17 protein-coding genes are annotated in these 16455 nt (G+C 58.2%); all 17 read right to left on the bottom strand.

Annotated features, from left to right (window positions below):
• Window positions 1-209: 209 nt before the first annotated feature.
• Window positions 210-464 carry a phosphopantetheine-binding protein gene (locus tag ACA052_RS08435; RefSeq protein WP_497649238.1) on the bottom strand — a complete coding sequence of 85 codons (255 nt, stop codon included), beginning with the start codon at window positions 462-464 and terminating at the stop codon, window positions 210-212.
• A gap of 119 nt (window positions 465-583) precedes the next feature.
• Entirely contained in the window at window positions 584-1588 is a 1005-nt protein-coding gene (locus tag ACA052_RS08430) for an IpaD/SipD/SspD family type III secretion system needle tip protein (RefSeq protein WP_497649237.1), read from the bottom strand.
• 12 nt (window positions 1589-1600) lie between these two features.
• Window positions 1601-2662 carry an IpaC/SipC family type III secretion system effector gene (locus ACA052_RS08425; RefSeq protein WP_497649236.1) on the bottom strand — a complete coding sequence of 354 codons (1062 nt, stop codon included), beginning with the start codon at window positions 2660-2662 and terminating at the stop codon, window positions 1601-1603.
• Window positions 2663-2687: 25 nt separating this feature from the next.
• Window positions 2688-4457, bottom strand: coding sequence for a type III secretion system translocon subunit SseC family protein (gene sctE / locus ACA052_RS08420; protein WP_497649235.1), 1770 nt, complete (start codon window positions 4455-4457; stop codon window positions 2688-2690).
• Window positions 4454-4942 (bottom strand): type III secretion system translocator chaperone SicA, encoded by a 489-nt coding sequence (gene sicA / locus ACA052_RS08415; RefSeq protein WP_497649234.1) that lies wholly within the window; start codon window positions 4940-4942, stop codon window positions 4454-4456. Before sicA ends, sctE begins: the two co-directional genes overlap by 4 nt.
• A 117-nt stretch (window positions 4943-5059) precedes the next feature.
• Window positions 5060-6094, bottom strand: a complete 1035-nt coding sequence (locus tag ACA052_RS08410; RefSeq protein WP_497649233.1) for an EscU/YscU/HrcU family type III secretion system export apparatus switch protein — start codon at window positions 6092-6094, stop codon at window positions 5060-5062.
• Window positions 6069-6866, bottom strand: coding sequence for a type III secretion system export apparatus subunit SctT (sctT, locus tag ACA052_RS08405; protein ID WP_497649232.1), 798 nt, complete (start codon window positions 6864-6866; stop codon window positions 6069-6071). The genes ACA052_RS08410 and sctT overlap by 26 nt, the downstream gene beginning before the upstream one ends.
• Window positions 6867-6870: 4 nt before the next feature.
• Entirely contained in the window at window positions 6871-7125 is a 255-nt protein-coding gene (locus ACA052_RS08400; RefSeq protein ID WP_019689496.1) for an EscS/YscS/HrcS family type III secretion system export apparatus protein, read from the bottom strand.
• Window positions 7126-7133: 8 nt separating this feature from the next.
• On the bottom strand, window positions 7134-7793 hold the full coding sequence (locus ACA052_RS08395; RefSeq protein WP_497649231.1) for an EscR/YscR/HrcR family type III secretion system export apparatus protein: 660 nt from the start codon (window positions 7791-7793) through the stop codon (window positions 7134-7136).
• On the bottom strand, window positions 7786-8685 hold the full coding sequence (locus ACA052_RS08390; RefSeq protein WP_497649230.1) for a FliM/FliN family flagellar motor switch protein: 900 nt from the start codon (window positions 8683-8685) through the stop codon (window positions 7786-7788). The genes ACA052_RS08395 and ACA052_RS08390 overlap by 8 nt, the downstream gene beginning before the upstream one ends.
• Window positions 8682-9473 (bottom strand): SpaN/EivJ family type III secretion system needle length determinant, encoded by a 792-nt coding sequence (locus ACA052_RS08385; protein ID WP_497649229.1) that lies wholly within the window; start codon window positions 9471-9473, stop codon window positions 8682-8684. Before ACA052_RS08385 ends, ACA052_RS08390 begins: the two co-directional genes overlap by 4 nt.
• Before the next feature lie 62 nt (window positions 9474-9535).
• Complete coding sequence (locus ACA052_RS08380; RefSeq protein ID WP_497649228.1) at window positions 9536-9991, bottom strand: SpaM family type III secretion system protein; 456 nt, start codon at window positions 9989-9991, stop codon at window positions 9536-9538.
• The gene (gene sctN / locus ACA052_RS08375) at window positions 9975-11261 is read right to left on the bottom strand and encodes a type III secretion system ATPase SctN (RefSeq protein WP_497649227.1); all 1287 of its coding nucleotides are present in this window, start codon (window positions 11259-11261) and stop codon (window positions 9975-9977) included. Before sctN ends, ACA052_RS08380 begins: the two co-directional genes overlap by 17 nt.
• Window positions 11258-11665, bottom strand: a complete 408-nt coding sequence (locus ACA052_RS08370) for an InvB/SpaK family type III secretion system chaperone (RefSeq protein ID WP_497649226.1) — start codon at window positions 11663-11665, stop codon at window positions 11258-11260. The genes sctN and ACA052_RS08370 overlap by 4 nt, the downstream gene beginning before the upstream one ends.
• Window positions 11666-11677: 12 nt before the next feature.
• Window positions 11678-13732, bottom strand: coding sequence for an EscV/YscV/HrcV family type III secretion system export apparatus protein (locus tag ACA052_RS08365; RefSeq protein ID WP_497649225.1), 2055 nt, complete (start codon window positions 13730-13732; stop codon window positions 11678-11680).
• Window positions 13725-14825 carry a type III secretion system gatekeeper subunit SctW gene (gene sctW, locus ACA052_RS08360; protein ID WP_497649224.1) on the bottom strand — a complete coding sequence of 367 codons (1101 nt, stop codon included), beginning with the start codon at window positions 14823-14825 and terminating at the stop codon, window positions 13725-13727. Before sctW ends, ACA052_RS08365 begins: the two co-directional genes overlap by 8 nt.
• Entirely contained in the window at window positions 14822-16438 is a 1617-nt protein-coding gene (gene sctC / locus ACA052_RS08355; RefSeq protein WP_497650284.1) for a type III secretion system outer membrane ring subunit SctC, read from the bottom strand. The genes sctW and sctC overlap by 4 nt, the downstream gene beginning before the upstream one ends.
• Window positions 16439-16455 lie beyond the last annotated feature (17 nt).

Here is a 16455-nt window from a genome sequence, read left to right as displayed (position 1 = left end):
CGCAATCAAGCCGTTAGTAAAACGGCTTGAAGATGACAAGCTGCGCGACTATAGAAAGATGAGCGAGACTATTCCGTAGGATAATTCGCCTTAAACATAGCGAATATGCGACATGCGATGTAGGACGAATCGCCAAGCACTACAAAGACCGCCTACATTCATACAACCTCAAAAATACGCATATCGAAAAATGACATTGAATGAAGCTATCAACGCGTCTGCCTGGACACGCTAACCGAACGGCTAATATCCATCACCGTTTTCCACTCTGCCACTCCAACCGCGGGCAGCTCAATATCGAATGCTTCATTAAGTGCCATAACAATCTCCACAACACTCATCGAATCAACATACAAGTCCTCTACCAACCGCGAACTGGCTTCTATTGTCCGACGCCCCACGGGAAAATAGTCCGACAGTACCCTGATCACCTGACGCTCAACTTCAAGTTCATCACTTTGCATACTCAGTACTACCCTTTATAAAAATCACAGCTAAAGCAGGCACAGCTCCAACTGAAACAAATCGGAACTGCGCCCCTCATTAATATTAAAATCTGCGACTTATGCGATAACTTTCCGCATCAGAAATTCAACATAGCCTTAAGCATGTCCGAATACTGATTAATATGAGAAGACAAAGTCTTATTGAAATTATCGTGATAGGAGTTAGCGTTCGAGTATTTCTGCGTGAAGGATTGCAGCGTGTTTTTCATGCGTTCCTCCTGGGCATTGAAGCCGGTTTGCCAAGCCTGGAATTTGGCAGTGTCCCAGGTCACGGTGCCACCGGCTGGCAAACTGGCCAGCATGGTCGATAACGGCCCGGTGTCCATGACCACACACCAAGTGCCGTCAGCATTTTGCTTGAGGCAACTGTCAGGCAGGCCCAGCGCTTTGCGCCAGTTGTCCGCCTCCTCCCGGCCCACGCCCTCTTTGCCTGGGGCCGGGAACAGTACGGCGGCGGGGTTGGGATGGGAGTATTTGTTGAGCAGGCTGGTCAATGCGGCTCTCAGCGCGCCGGCGTTGAGCTTGACCTCTTTACCGTCATTCGCGCCGTCGATCCATTCCTTCATCTTTGCAGTGATTTCTTTATTGAAATCGGCAAAGAAATCCGAATAGGCCGCGATGATGTGTTCGTAGCCTGCCAGGTAACCGTTCTTGATCAGGTCAATCAGTTCAAGCAGTTTGTCGAAGAAATCATTCGATGATTTCACGCCAGCATCGAATGCATCCGCAATCTCTGGCGGTACGTGCATCTTGCTCAGTTCGCTCAGGATACGGTCCTGCTCGTCCACAAGGTTCTGACGTTGTTCCATCGGCAACGTGTGCAGACAAAACGTCATCACCGAACCAGACTGGCGCAGTTGCTGAGACCACATCAGCCATCGTATCTCAGACGCGCCTGACTGACTCCGCAGCATATTTTCGTATTTTCTGTGCAGCGCCTTGGTAGAGCGCTCCAACAATTCACCGGGTGTGAACGCCGCCGGAACATCAGGCGGCATCGGAGGTGGCAAAGGTGCGGCCCTAGACACTTGGACGTCCGCAGGAGCCCGGCCATTGGGAGGTGTAGAGTCAGATATTTTCATCAGTTTCTCCTATCAGCCGCGCGTCAGCGCGCCAATGACTTCAATGCGCGATTGGAAAAGTTGCATCACGATGTCCATGAACTTTTGCAGCAACGCTGCGTCCGCCGCATCCTTTTGTCCGACTTCATCGGCCAGGCTTTTTTGGGTGTTTTGCGCACTTTGTTGCAGCACTTCTTTTTCGCGCGCGGCGTGCTCGGCGATCCGCACCATGCTCGACACCACCTGGCTAATGGTCATCGCCATGGTATTGAGGGCCCGACCGATGTCGAGTTTCTTCTCGATGCCCTTGCTGCACATCTCGCTCAGCCAACCCGACGTCTGGCCTACCTTCTGCGCCTTGAGGATTTCAGCATCGAACCATGCCTGTTCCTTGGCGGTCAGCGTGGAGCCCTGGGGCTTGAAGTCCACGGACGTCGATCGCCCGAAATCATCGAACGTCTTTATTTTGTAGGTCGTTTGCGGGCTCCAGTCTTCCCTCGCCCGAGCAGACCTCAAGTCCTGCTCGAGGTGGCTGGCATCCAAGGCATTGCGTTTATGCAGGTTGATATCCGCATGTTTCAGCCCTTGCCCGTTAAGCATCTTGACCAACGCAAAGCCCGCTATCGCCCCGGAAACCACCGCGGCAGTGATGGCGCTGTACATGGCCGCCTTGCCGGATTCAACAATGGCAGCGCCTTGGGACTTGGCGGCGTCGGCCGCCATGACACTGAAATGGCCTCGCAGGATGCTGTTGGCAACCCGCGCAACATTCAACGCAATAATGGCGGCGACCAATACGTTGGCGTGTTTTTCCCAGGCGCCAGGGTCGAACGCCAGATCGTTGCGCACTTCATCGCTGAGCGTCGTCGTGGCGAAGACCAAGTCCTGCCAGTCAGATTCGCTGGGCTGATACGCGTCAATGTCCCTTTCGAGTTCCGCTGCCGAAGGAGCTGCCACTTCAGTTTTTTCGAGAATTTGCTGCTGGCCGATTACGCCGCTCAATACGGATGCGGGCGAATGAAATACTTTTTCGGCCACCGCAGTCGCTTGCGTATGGATAAGCGAACGGAAAGCCAATACACCATTGGAAATCATGAGAGATACCTTTTAGCGGGTGGGTTCAAACGTGCCGGACCATTTGCAGGCTGACCGAATGGCTGCGTTGCATATCGGCAAAAACCTGTTCGATCTGCCGGGTTCTGTCTTGCATCGCTTTGCCATAGTCCTCGACCAGTCGGGTGAGGTAGGCGGTGATTTCTTCACTGATCGCCATGCGGATTCGCACGTCGGCCAGGTGCTCGGCGGCCTGGGCCTGATGGGCGCCGCTTGCCACCTGTAAGCCGCCCTGCGCCGCGACGTTGCCGAATTCGGTGACGGCCTGAGCGATTTCCAGATTGGCCGCGTAGCGGGCCAGGGATACGGGATCGGCGCCGTTGGTGATGAAACTGCGTAATTGCGTCAGCATTTGGGTGAGCGTGTTGCTGACCGATGACGCCACTTGCTTCATCGCCTGCACGGCAGCAGGCGCGGCCTGAGCAACCATCGAAGCCAGTTTCGAAGCGACCGCGCTGATCATCGGCCCAATCACCTGAACCCCGACAACCACCGCCAACGCAATCGCTGCAAGGGTGGCGACGATCCCCTGAATCATCCCGGCGATCTGTGCGATATCCTTCGCTGTTTCCGGATCGACGCCAAACGCGATCAGCAGCTTGGTATAGAGCTCGGTAAACAACTTGATGGCTTCCTGCATCACCATCATCAGCGGTTTCATGGCTTCAGACATGAACGACACGCCCGTAAGCTCCTTGACCACTTCGTCCGAGATCATCACCACAGCGCCAATCACCCCCACCGCAATGAGCACCGGGTTAGCGGTCAGAACACCTGCGGCAATGGTGGCAATACTCAACAAGGCGCCAACGATCTTGCCGATGCAGCCCATGGTCTTCTGCAACGCCTCGGCCTTGCGCACCTCTTCCAGATACTTGTCCGACTCCAGCTGCATCTTTTCCTGCAACTTGGCCTGTAGCTCCATGAAAAGCTCCTGATTGCGCTTTTCCTTGTTCTCCTCCGCCTCCCCCAGCAACTCGATGTTCATCAGTCGGTGAAACAGCGCCAGTGCGCTGCTGCTCAGTGCCTTTTCGTCCAACGCTTTGATCTGTGCTCCACCGAGCCCCGCCGCCTGCACGTTCGCGGCCACGACGGACAAGGTTTTAGCCGCGGCGTTTGCGATCTCGATCAATTTCAGATGAGCAACGGTGGCTTTTTCAAAGGCCTGGGTATGGCCCGCGAGCTCGCCTTTTAGCCGATCTCTAATCGCCAACTCGCTCGCATACTCTGGCGAATCGGGATCAAGCCCGGCCAGACGGGCTTCGCTTTCATCCAGCAGGCCCTGGAAGTGCTGAACCCGCTCGCGCAGCTTCTCGAGCTGTTGCTGGCTGCCACCGACCGCCTCCTCAGCCGCCGCGAAGGCTTCGACAGCCGCGGTGTACTCAGCGGCCAGTTTTTCAAGACCTTGTTGCTTGGCGCCGGCCATGTTTTGCAGCATGGCCAATCGGTTTTTCAGCTTGCTCCCTTCGACCTCGCCAATCAGTTCGCAAATCATCGCCATCAACAGCGTGAACAGGTCACCGTCCGACTCTTTTTTGCCGTCAGCGCGCGCCAGTGGCGCATGCAGCTGCGGCCTGCCTGTTCCTGCGGTTGATTTGCCATGCTCACCCGACTCGTAATTCACCGACATCAGGTCTGCAAAAGCCTCTTGGCTAGCCTTCTGAAAGTCTGCCGTTCTAGCGGCCTGACTCGCGGCTTGACCGTAGATTTCAAATGCCTCGGCACGGCCCTGTGCGCCCAGAAAACCCGGGGTTGAAACGTTTCTGATTTCGCTCATTTTCCATCCTCTGAACAGTGCTTTTCCATGTGACCCAGGGTGTCGAGATACACCTGGGCTTGCGTGCGCAGTTCCTCTTCCGTGGCCTGCTCGATTACGTATTCGAAACACAACCTGGCCTTGCCGATCTTGCCCAGGGCGAGCTGACACTGACCGGTGTAGAACATCGGTCGGTAGTCGTTGTTGCCTTGGGCGAAGGCGATGGCGTACAGGTCGATTGCTTTCTGGTGGTTCTGTTTGAGCTGGTGTACGGCGGCCAACCCCATCCAGTAATGGCTGTTGTAAAAGTCGTAAATGCACAGGAAGTGGAAGAACTTCTCCGCATCGTCCAGCCGGCCTTGCTCATAGAACTGGAAAGCGAAGGCATAGAGGCCATCCATGTGCTCGTCGCTGATGCCCCGAATGTCCTTTAACGCCGCCCCTGCGAGCACCGCATCCACGACCGCCAGAGCGACCTGTTCATCTTGTTGGTTGTTGCGACTCATCAGCCACACTCCTGAAAAAACGCCAGCGTCGCTGACGAACGCATTGAGCCAAAGCGCTGGCGGTCACGCTGCCAAATTGCGCTCATGCCAACGATGGGATGGATAAAGAAAGGGGGATCAGGCCTGCTCGACTTGCTCGAGCCAGATCAACAGGCGCAGGACTTCTTCGATTTCCTGCACCTGGAGGAAGCTGTAGCGCTGATGGGTCTTGAAGATGCGCCGCGCCAGGGCGATGTCATTGATCACCGGCACTCCGACCTCGGCGGCGTACGCCCGGACCGCGAGTGCACGCTGGTTGGTTTCCATCAACGAGATGAACGGCAACAGGGTGATTTCCGGGCGGAAATACACACCGATCGCGATGTGGGTCGGGTTGGCGATAATCATGCGCGAGCTGCGCACGTCGGACTTGACCTGCTCCGACAGCAACTCCATGTGCAAGTCGCGGCGGCGGCTCTTGATTTGCGGATTGCCGTCCTGTTCCTTGTGTTCGCGCTTGACCGAGTCCTTGTCCATCATTTGATCTTTCATGAACAGCCAGTATTCGCTGAGGGCATCGAGCACCACGATCAGCAGCACGCACCCCAGAAATGCCAGCACCAGCACCAACAGCAAATGGCCCCAGATCGCGAACAGATCCGGTGCTTGGGCGAACAGCTGAGCGAACAGCAATTGCCGCTGCGTCATCCAGACAATCCACAACGCAAGGGCAAAACTGCCCAGATAAAGCAACGCTTTGACCGTGTCCTTGACCGTGCGCATGCTGAACAGTTTTTTGAAGCCATTGATCGGGTTCAACGCGCCCAGATTCAGCTTCAAGGCCTCACTGGCCAACGCAAAACCGCTTTGCAGCAACGCGGGCAACGCGCTGGTCAAGACGCACACCAACAACAATGGCAGCAGCGTCTTGAGCCCGACCACCACCAACATCGCCGCGTACTTTTGCAGGTCGGCATCAAAGCCGCTGGCGATGATGCGCCGGTAGACCTCCATGACTTCCAGCAGCGAACTGTTGAGCACCATGTAGGTGATGCCGCACAAGGTCAGGCAGGTGACCACCAGGTCTTTGGCCTTGAACGTCTGCCCTTTGCGCGACGCATCCCGCAGTTTCTTGGCGGTAGGCTTTTCAGTTTTCGAGGCGCTGGAAGACATCTCCACTCTCCCCTTTCAGGTAACGCTCCAGCGCCTGGGATTTCGTCGCCATGCGCAGGACTTCGTCGGGCAGGTGCACGCCGAAATACAGCATCAACACCACCAGCGCCACCAGGCTCTTGACCGTCAGCGACACCGAGAAGGCGTTCATTTGCGGCGCATACCGCGACAGCAATCCGAGCAGCGCTTCGCTGATCAACAGGGTGGCCACCACCGGTGCGCTGATCACCACGGTCTTGCTGACCAGTGCATCCAACAGGTTCAGGATTGGTTGCAATTGCATCTCGCAGCTGGCCGGCGCGCAAATGCGATAACTGTGGCCGACGGTTTCCAGCATCAACAGCATGCCGCCGCCTTCGAGGTAAACCGCCGCTGCGAACAACTGCAGAAAATTCGCAAGCTCCGAGGTATCCGTGCCGTTGGCCGGGTCCACGGTGCTGCTGAGCATAGCGCCGCGCTGGTTGTCGATGAGATTGCCCATGGCGTGCAGTACCCAGAATGGCCAGCACAGCAGCAACCCAAGCAATGCGCCGATACCTGCCTCACGCATCAATAGACCGAAAAACGCCAATCCGTCGAGGCGTGGCAACGGCTCACCGACCGACGCCCAAAAACCCAGCGCCACCAGTATGATGACGGCCTGACGTGGAACCCCTGTCAGCACCCCGCTGTTCAAAAACGGCAACATGAAAAATATCGGCGCCAGCCGCGCGAATCCCAGGGCGGCGCCAGCGAGCAAGGCGTACAGATCGAAAAACAGCGAAACCGACATCGGCCTAACTCAAGGCCAGGCGCATGACTTCACGACTGAAATCAAGCAAGGTTTCGCCGTACCAACCCGAAAGCAAAAACAGGCACGCTGCGACCGACATCAATTTGAAACCGAACGGCAGCGTCTGTTCCTGCAACTGGGTCACGGTCTGAACCAGACCGACCACCAGACCGACCACGGTTGCGACAATGATCGGCCACGCCACCATCAGCAGGATCAGGTACAAGGTTTTGTTACCGGCATATACCAGATCGTTCATCGAGCCCCCTAAACCAGTAAGGTCAGGTATTGCTTGACCAAACCGGTGGACAGCAGCGCCCACCCATCCAGCGCGACAAACAACACCAGTTTGATCGGCACTGAAATGATCACCGGGCTCATCATCATCATGCCCAGCGCCAGCAGGATGCTGGAGATCACCAGGTCGACGATCACGAACGGCAGGTACAGATAGAAGCCGATCTTGAACGCGCTCTTGATTTCACTCAGGGCATAGGCTGGCAACAACGAAAACAGCGAAGGTTCGAGGGCTTCTTCGCCATGCAGTTCGGTATCCTCTTCACGCTGTGCCGCTTGTGCGCGCTCAAAGAACTGCGCCAGTTCCGGATCGGTGTATTTACGCAGGTAGTCCTTGTAGCCACCCAAACCGTTCTCGGCAAAATTCACCACCGATTCAACGTCGGTAAAGGCCACCTGCTCGTCCTTGTAATAGCCGTAACCCTGCTTCATGACCGGCGTCATCACGAAAATCGCCAGCATCAGTGCAATTGCATTGAGCGCCATGTTCGATGGCACCTGCTGCAGCCCCAGCGCATTGCGCACGATGACAAACACGATGGAAAACTTGATGTAGCAGGTGCCGGCTGCCACCAGGAACGGCAGCAATGACGCGAACGCCAGCAGCGCAATCAGCGACACATCATTCATCACGGGTATTCCGATAGACCTCAAGCAACTCGACGCCCAGTTGCTCGTCCAACTGGACCAACTCCCCGCGCGCAACCCGCTTGCCATTGGCGCGCACTTCAATGTGCTGCGCTGCATTGGCGGCCAGTGGTATCAGTTGGCCGGCGATGAACTGCTTCAGCGTGCCCAACTCGATGTCGTGGGTCGCCAGAACGAACTCCAGACGAACCGGTAAATGATCAAGCCCGACAACTTCCTGCGCGCTCGAATCGGCGACCGTCAGTTCCATGTGTAACCCCTCTTCATTGAACGTGAAAACGCCGATGCCACAATTCGCCAACAGACACTGATGCGTCAGCCGGGTTATCCGCAGTACATCGCCCACCCCGAGCCGCAAATGGTTTGCGCCACTGAGGTCACTGACGCCCAGCCGCAACTCCAGGTGCAACGGCAAATCGGTCAGCCAGGAATCCAACACGCCGTTATCAGGGCATTCAGGCGGCAGCAGCGTGAACCACATCCGGCCCCGAGCGGTGTCGAGCCACGGCAACGCCTGCGCAGGCAAGCTCGACGGCTCAATCAACTCGACGTCAGACAGGTTCTGGTAGTGCAACTCATCCAGGTTGATGACCAAGGGATGCGGCACCGCGCGGAACAACCCGGCGATACTGGCCGTGGGACACTCAACCGTCAGCAGTAATGGCAACTGCGGCAGCGAGTGATGCAGCCACTCGCGGGCCATGATCAAGCCCTGCCAATCGCCCTGTTCGCCCTGTGCGCAAAAACGCAAAAAACCGCAGGCCCCCTCGGGCCTGCCTACCCCGGCACGATGACCGCCCCGCTGCCAGCGCTGAACCGTCTGCGAGCGGGTATGTGCCAGCGCATTCACACCGCGCAACGCCAGCGCTCTCATGCCGGACGGTCCTCTTGTTCTTCCTGCTCATCGTCCGGCGCTTGATGCGAGCCTTGATGCGGTTGCTCATCCGTCGTATCGGCGAGGCGCCAGTGGCTATCCGAAACCTGTGAAAAAGGCTCTCTGAGGTGTTCGAAGACCTGAGCATTACTTGGACTGAGCACCAGGTTCGGCACCGACTCGCCTGGCATTCGAGTGATCGTCACTTGTCCGCTGGCAGCACCTTTGTTGAACGGAACCTGGAGAAAATCACGACTCGCGCTAACGACTGCTTCGACGATGATCTCGAGCGGTGGTGCAGGCGGCATCGCGGGGGCTGAAGTGCTGGAGAGACGCGTAACCGTCGGCGCACTTCGACTGTCAGGAGCAATTGGCGGGACGTCAGGAAACTCGACATCGTCGGTTGGAATGACCTGTTCGCTGGACGTCGATGAGGACAATTGCGGCAATGACGGATCAATCGGGCGCGACGGGCGTTCAATCGACGGCAACGGCGCGTCAGACTTCGGCGTCGACATCGACATCGCAACCGGTTCAAGGCTCGAAACGACAGGCTCCAGACGATTCGGTACGGATCGCTGATGCGTGACGGCCCCTTCCGGGCGTATCGGTGATACAGGATTCTCGACAACGACTTGCTTTGACGAGTGAATCGATGCCTGTACCGCTCCGCTACCGGTTCCTGCCCTTGCCCGATGGCGCACTGCCAATGTGGCAAGCAAATCCAGCACACCTTGCGGCAGTTCATCCTCTTCAGCGGGTACAAACTTGTCCTCAAGTTCATCCACAGAACCCTGAACGCCAGGCTCGACACCTGGAACCGGTAACCGTGGCACTACAGAAACCTCTTTCATCGCCGAACTCCGGTCATTTCTTCTATTTCCCTTTCTTCCCGGCGCACACGCTCAAGCCGTTGCACCCGCGCCACCTGCTGGACAGAGCGTTCGTATTGGCCGTGCTTGCGCTGCAAAACACGCAGGTGTTGTTGTTGCTCGCACAACAATTCATCGATTTGCCGGCACTGCCGGGCCACGCGGTCACGCTCCAGCTGCAACAGGTGTATCTGCCGCCGGATGACCGCCTGGCGTCGCAGCAACGCCAGCAATTGCTCATGATCCAAAACGCAATCCTGCGCGCGGTGGCTGGCCAGCAGACTGAGCAACGAAGCTTCCTGTTCAACGAAACCCGCCAGCTCCTGACGCAGTGGCCGCAATTGCTGTTGCGTGCGCAAAAGGGCCTGCTCACCGCGTCGCTGACGGGTATCACTGAACGCCAGCAACCGACGCCAGTCAGGCAATGAGTTCATTGAGACTCCGCAGGGTTTCTTCAGGCTGAGAACAGTCGTTCGTCGGCTGCCGCAGCCACTCGGTCAACGCATCACGCCGCTGCATGGCGTGGTCATTGCCGGCGTTTGCACCCGGGGTGTATTCCCCCAGGTCGAGGAATATCTGCAACTGCTCAAGACGCGCGAGGACTTCCCGGGTTGACGACGCCAGTTGCTGGACCTGCGCACTCGTCACCTGTGTCGCCACACGACTGACGCTGCGCAACACATCGATCGCCGGAAAATGGCCCTTGGCAGCCAGGTCGCGGCTGAGATAAATATGCCCGTCGAGAATCGACCGGATCTCCTCGGCCATCGGGTCCGGCTCATCGTCACTTTCCAGCAGCACCGTGTACCAGGCCGTAATGCTGCCTTTAGCCGTCACACCGGGGCGTTCGAGCAAGCGCGGCAAGGCATCGAACACCGACGCCGGGTAACCGCGGCGCGCCGGTGCTTCGCCGGCCGCCAACGCCAGGTCGCGACGCGCCCGGGCGTAACGTGTCAACGAGTCCAGCAACAGCACCACGCGCTGCCCCTGGTCACGGAAATACTCAGCGATAGCCGTGGCCTGCAGGGCCGAATTGCAACGATCCACCGACGAGAAATCGGAAGTGGCGAACACCACCACGCAACGCGAGCGCTTTTCCGATTGGCGCAGATGCTCGACAAACTCGGTCACTTCACGGCCACGCTCACCGATCAGGCCAATCACAAAAACGTCGGCCTCGGTGTGCTGGATCAGCATGTTGATCAACGAGGTCTTGCCCGACCCGGCCGCCGCAAAAATGCCGATGCGCTGGCCGATGCCACAGGTCAACAAACCATCAATCGCGCGAATGCCGGTCATCAATGGCGCTGCCACTGGCCGACGCTGGTGGTACGCCGGCGGGTCGGCGTCCACCGGATAGTCCTGCTCAAGAAAGGCCGGCGACGGCGCCAGGCGCTCGACGATATTGCCGTGTGGGTCAACCACACTGCCGAGCAGGGCATCGCTGCACGTCAGACGCAACACCGAGCCCGTCGGCACGATCAGCGACTCCCGGGAAAGCCCGCGGGCATCCCCCAGCAAACTGAGCAGCACCACGCCGGGCTTGAACCCGATGACTTGCGCCCTGGCCGCCAACTGCGGCGAACGCCAGTGCTGACGCACCTCGCACACCTCACCGATGACCACATCGACCAGTGCCGCCTCGAGCAATGGCCCACTCAGGCGCAACGGATGCGCGGCACGTCGCTCCAGCCGCATATTCATAGCCGTAGAATGCCGCACAGCGCTTCCATCGCGACCACGAAGGCGTCGAGGGCTTGTGCAAAATGGCTGGCATCGCACAGGGCTTGCTCATTGCACATCAGGCGCAATTCGAGCTGGCCTTGAACCTCGCACAGGTGCAACTGCCCACTGCGGGACCAGGGGTTGCCCTGCAACAAAAACTGCCAGAGATCGACGGCGCAATGGTCGAAGGCATGAGGCCTGGCTTCAGTGATCGACGCCCAGACCCACACCTCACCGTCCACGTCACCCACGTTGACATTGGGCACATCCCTCATGTGCAGTTCAATGGTGCTGTGGCTATCGAAATGCCCCAGTTGCCCGTCTGTGCAACCGCTGTGCAACAGCGCTTCGCGCAGTAACGGGGCAATGTCCATCTGTCTCATTTACCGGTTTCCTTAAAGCGTCTTGATGACATTGACCGAAATCGTCTCGGAGATTTCGCCGAACGACATCACGTCCAGTTCGCGGAATCGTCCCTCGATCAGTTTTTTGATGTAGCGCCGGACATCGACCGAACACAGCACCACCATGTCCTTGTGCGGGATGTGCACGCTGTCCAGGCCGACACTCAGCCGGTCCATCAACTCTTCCGATTCAGCCGGGTCCAGGTTGATGAAACTGCCGCCCGACGTCTGCCGGATACCCTTGCGCACAACGTCTTCGAACTCCGCCGACAACAGCAATACCCGCAGGTCATTACCGTGGGCGAACTTGTTGCTGATGTAGCGGGCCATCGCACCACGAACATGTTCGACCAGGGCCAACACGTCCTTTTCCCGCGACGCCCAATGGGCCAGCGACTCCAGGATCAATTTCATGTTGCGCACTGAAATCCGCTCGCCGATCAGCCGTTGCAGGACCTCGGCGATTTTCTGCACCGTGACGTGCCGGTACACTTCCTTCAGCAGATCGGGGTAGCGACTTTCCATCTCGTCGAGCAACTGCTTGGTTTCCTGCACCCCGAAGAATTCCTGGATGTTGCGCGCGAGCAACGTCACCAGGCAGCGATAGCACTCGTCATACGCCGGGCGCAGTTGATACCCCAACTGCTGCACCCGGTCCTTGTCGTCGGCATTGACCCAGACGCCCCCCAACCGGTTGCTGTCGGTGCCGCGCACCAGTGCAAACCCCAGGGGTTCCAGGTCTGGCGAATAGTTGAGCAGGCGCCAGTGGTCGAAATGGATATCGAACTGATCGGCACGCACTTCGTTGATCAAGACGGCGACCTGATGGGCCGGCAAGGCGTCGCTGGCGCGCAACTGCGGTTCGGGGATCCGCAACCCGTAATCGACAAAGAACTGACTGCGAAAGCGCGCCACCAGGCGGGCGTTGTTCAACTCGTTCAGCCGTGCCGTGGGCACCAGCAGCATCAGGGCAATTGTCTCTGTAGCGATGTTGTCGACGTCTTCCAGTAACCCCAGTTCGGTGGGCGCCTCGTCGGGTGCTGGCGACGCCGGCCGCGTTTCGCCGGGCTGACCAGCCACTCGGGAGGCCTTGCGATGCCGGGAAAAAACCACCAGCCCCAGTACAGCGGCAATCGGCAGAAAGGTCATCAACGGAAAACCCGGCAGAAAACCGACCCCCACCGCCAGCAATGCGGTCACGCCCAGTACGAATGGATTGCCCAGCATTTGGGCGAGCATGTTGCGCCCCAGGTTGCTGTCATCGCCGTTGACACGGGTGACGATGAAACCGGCGCCGATGGCAATCAGCAACGCCGGGATCTGTGCCACCAGACCATCGCCGATGGTCAGCAAGGTGTAGGTCGATAACGCGGTGGACATGTCCATGCCCATTTGCCCGACACCAATGGCCATGCCACCGATGAAGTTGACGAAGATGATGATGATGCCGGCGATGGCATCACCCTTGATGAACTTCATCGCACCGTCGAAAGAGCCATACAACTGGCTTTCTCGCTCCAGCACGCTGCGTTTTTCCTTGGCCTCTTCGGCGGTGATCGCGCCGGCCTTGAGGTCGCCGTCGATACTCATTTGCTTGCCCGGCATCCCGTCCAGGGAAAAGCGCGCCGCAACTTCGGCAACCCGCTCCGACCCCTTGGTGATGACGATGAATTGAACAATGGTGACGATGGAGAAAATCACGAAACCCACCACCAGGCTTTCACCGATCACGAACTCGCCGAAGGACGCAATGATGTCCCCGGCATCGGCCTGACTCAGGATCAGTCGACTGGTACTGATCGACAGCGCCAGGCGAAACAGCGTGGTCAACAACAGCAAGGCCGGGAACGTCGAATAACTGAGGATGCGTTCGATGTAGAACGAACCCATGAATATCAGCAGCGAAATGACGATGTTCAAGCCGATGAGAAAATCCACCAGCACCGTCGGCAAGGGAATGATCAGCATGGCGATGATCATCACCATCAGCGTCAGGATCAGCAGTTCCGGACGTGCGCTGACGTTGCGCAAAAATAGATTAAGCATGGCGTGCTCGCCTTTCGATGCATTCATGAGCGAAGGCGATGTCCGCCAGTTGACTGAACTGTTGCGCCAGGCGTTGCGGCGCTTCTTCATCGCAAAACAACTCGCAAGGCAGTTGCAGACTGACCCGACGCACCACCTGCAGCAGCGCCGAGCGCTCACGGTGCAGGCTCAGCAACACGCTTTCACCCAGCGCGCCGAGCAACAACTGATTGAGTTCATCGGGGTACGTCAACAACCCCAGGAGAAACACCAGCCAATCAGCCTCCTGAGCGTTGTGCCGGACGATCAGCTCATCGCTGAGCAAGCGCTCGATGAACAGGTTTTCCGCGGATCGCAGGCGCTTGAGCTCGGTTAATCGGGCCAGCAACTGGCCAAACTCGCGGCGTGAACAACTGGGGTCCTGGGCACTGATGTCGGTCAGCAACGCGGCCTCGATGAAGGCCAATACGTTCATGCGCTGTGACGCGCCGAACAGGGCAATCCAGTCCTGATAGCAGCTGACCGGGCCGTCGTCGGACTCGAGGAAATCACGGTAGGTTTCCCGCAGCAGTCCCGCCCGCACCGCGATCGCCGAGCCAAACAACCGCGCTTTCAAAGCGGTGTTGATCCCGGCTTTCAGGCGCTTGGGGGCGCTTTGCGCGACCACTGTTTCCAATAAGGTTTCGAGCCGTTGACGCGTACCGACATCGAGCTTTTTACGGCGCAGCAATTCTCGCAGCACCAGCGCCAGGTCACTGTCATCGGGAAACAGACTGCGAGCCATTTGCAGCAACCAGGTCACGGGCTTGTCTGCAAGGCGCGCCAGGCTCAGCACTTGCCGAGCCTTGGGGACGGTATCGTCTTCAAGCACCCTTTCGAAGTTTTCAGTCATGGCGTCAGACTTGAGTTCGAAATGCCGCCGCCCCCGAAACTGAGCCAGTGCCGCTGACATTTCATCGCTGATCTGAACAAAGCGCTGCACGGCGGCAGCCGTACCACTTTCATCCACATCAACGTCCGCACCGACCTGCGGTTGCGGGTGCTCGGCGGCCTTCTCTGCGTTCAGTCGCGCTTGTGCTGCGCGACCACCGGTAGAAATCGTCGGCAGGATCAATTGTTCACCGCGCGAAAGTAGGCACGTCGCACGCGCTCATGTTGCTCGGGCGTCATCAAGCGTGCTCCAGGCTCGACGGTATCGGGCAGCATGGCGCTGATAATTTCCTGGGGCTGGATCAAGAACACTCGCACCGTATTCGCCGAGCGCGATTGACGGTAGCTGAACAGTCGACCGATCCAGGGAATCGAACCCAGCACCGGCACCCGCCCGATCTGCTCGCTGTGGTCATCACGGGTAAAACCGCCGACCAACAGACTCTTGCCCTGAGGCACTCGCGCCACCGTGCTGATCCGTGTGCGGCCCACCGTCGGTAGCGCGTTCGGGCGCTCGCCACCAGGGCTTTCGACTTCGTTGCCGTCCTCGATATTGAGCGACATCTCGATCTCGTCCGCCTGGGCGAAGCGCGGCAACACATTCACCAGCGTGCCATAGGTCACGTGTTGTAGATCGACACTGCGCTCCCCGACCAAGGGCGCGTAAAACGTCCGGTTGTTGTCGAAGATCGCCGGCACATTTTCCTGGGTCAGTATCACCGGCCGCGCAACGACGTTCGCTCGACTGGTACGCTCCAACGCCATGATTCGTGCGACAAACGAGGCGCCATCCAGCGTGGTGGCAGAGCCACCATTGAGCGACGCTTGCGCCTGCCCACCGATTTTCACCGAGCCTTGCCACTCGATGCCCAGTTGATTGAGTTCGTCCTTGTGCAAATCAATGATCCACAACGACAACTCCACATGCCGTTTTGGCGTGTCCAGCGCACCCACCAGGTTTTCGATAAAACGCACCTGTTCCGGCAGACCCTTGACCAGCAGGCTGTTGGTGTCGGGATATGCCACCACCCGAATATTGCCGGCGGCCACTTCCCGCGCCAGTACTCTCGGGGCTGTCGGGTCCTGAGTTGAAGGCTCGGTGGCCAGACCTTCCAGGGGAAACGCCGGCATCATGCCCTGGGGCTTCTGTGCAGTGGTCTGCGTCACCCGGGGTTCGACTTCGCTCTTCTCGCCCCGCAGCAACTGCTCGATCACTGTCGCCATTCCGGGGATGGTCACTTTGTCATCGCGCAACTCGTAGTTGCGATCACCCACAAAGGTGTTCTGCACCTGAATCACGCCAATCTGCTGCTTGCCCAATAGCAAGTCCGAGCGCTGGTTATCCATCAATTGGGCCGCTTGCAGCACCAGGTCGACATAAATCGGCGGCCCGGCAATATGAAAGGTACGCAGGCCGTCGTTGCGCAATGGATAACGGCCGTCGTGCAGCCCGGACTGCTGCAGAAATGCCTTGAGTTTCGCCACGGAAAGCGTCTGTAGCGTGGCCATTGAGCTTTTGATTTCAGAGGCGTCATACAGATAAATCGCCTGGCCATCGCTGTACCAAATCAGGCCCATCTGGGCGCTGATCCGCTCAAAGGTCTTTTGCGCCGAGCTCAGGTCGAACTCACCGGAAATCCGTTTGGCCGCTGCGGCTTTGCTGACAATTACCGGCTTACCCAGTGGCCCCGACAGCTCGGTGAAAAACGTGCGCACACTCTGCTCGCGTGCCACATAAGCATCGACTTGCGCCTGCACGGAAAAAGCTGCAAAGGCCAACACGCTGCTCATCAGCATCGGTACACAACGCCGCG

The sequence above is a fragment of the Pseudomonas sp. LBUM1644 genome (assembly GCF_059716195.1).
Note: the sequence above shows the minus strand (reverse complement) of the source record. Positions and strands in the feature narration are given on the sequence as shown.

Coding starts and splice junctions, on each gene's coding strand:
- sctN (WP_497649227.1), bottom strand. CDS start 11,261: ATGAATATGCGGCTGGAGCGACGTGCCGCGCATCCGTTGCGCCTGAGT.
- sctC (WP_497650284.1), bottom strand. CDS start 16,438: ATGCTGATGAGCAGCGTGTTGGCCTTTGCAGCTTTTTCCGTGCAGGCG.
- ACA052_RS08435 (WP_497649238.1), bottom strand. CDS start 464: ATGCAAAGTGATGAACTTGAAGTTGAGCGTCAGGTGATCAGGGTACTG.
- ACA052_RS08400 (WP_019689496.1), bottom strand. CDS start 7,125: ATGAACGATCTGGTATATGCCGGTAACAAAACCTTGTACCTGATCCTG.
- ACA052_RS08380 (WP_497649228.1), bottom strand. CDS start 9,991: ATGAACTCATTGCCTGACTGGCGTCGGTTGCTGGCGTTCAGTGATACC.
- ACA052_RS08395 (WP_497649231.1), bottom strand. CDS start 7,793: ATGAATGATGTGTCGCTGATTGCGCTGCTGGCGTTCGCGTCATTGCTG.
- sctE (WP_497649235.1), bottom strand. CDS start 4,457: ATGAGCGAAATCAGAAACGTTTCAACCCCGGGTTTTCTGGGCGCACAG.
- ACA052_RS08425 (WP_497649236.1), bottom strand. CDS start 2,662: ATGATTTCCAATGGTGTATTGGCTTTCCGTTCGCTTATCCATACGCAA.
- ACA052_RS08370 (WP_497649226.1), bottom strand. CDS start 11,665: ATGAGACAGATGGACATTGCCCCGTTACTGCGCGAAGCGCTGTTGCAC.
- ACA052_RS08390 (WP_497649230.1), bottom strand. CDS start 8,685: ATGAGAGCGCTGGCGTTGCGCGGTGTGAATGCGCTGGCACATACCCGC.
- sicA (WP_497649234.1), bottom strand. CDS start 4,942: ATGAGTCGCAACAACCAACAAGATGAACAGGTCGCTCTGGCGGTCGTG.
- sctT (WP_497649232.1), bottom strand. CDS start 6,866: ATGTCGGTTTCGCTGTTTTTCGATCTGTACGCCTTGCTCGCTGGCGCC.
- ACA052_RS08430 (WP_497649237.1), bottom strand. CDS start 1,588: ATGAAAATATCTGACTCTACACCTCCCAATGGCCGGGCTCCTGCGGAC.
- ACA052_RS08410 (WP_497649233.1), bottom strand. CDS start 6,094: ATGTCTTCCAGCGCCTCGAAAACTGAAAAGCCTACCGCCAAGAAACTG.
- ACA052_RS08365 (WP_497649225.1), bottom strand. CDS start 13,732: ATGCTTAATCTATTTTTGCGCAACGTCAGCGCACGTCCGGAACTGCTG.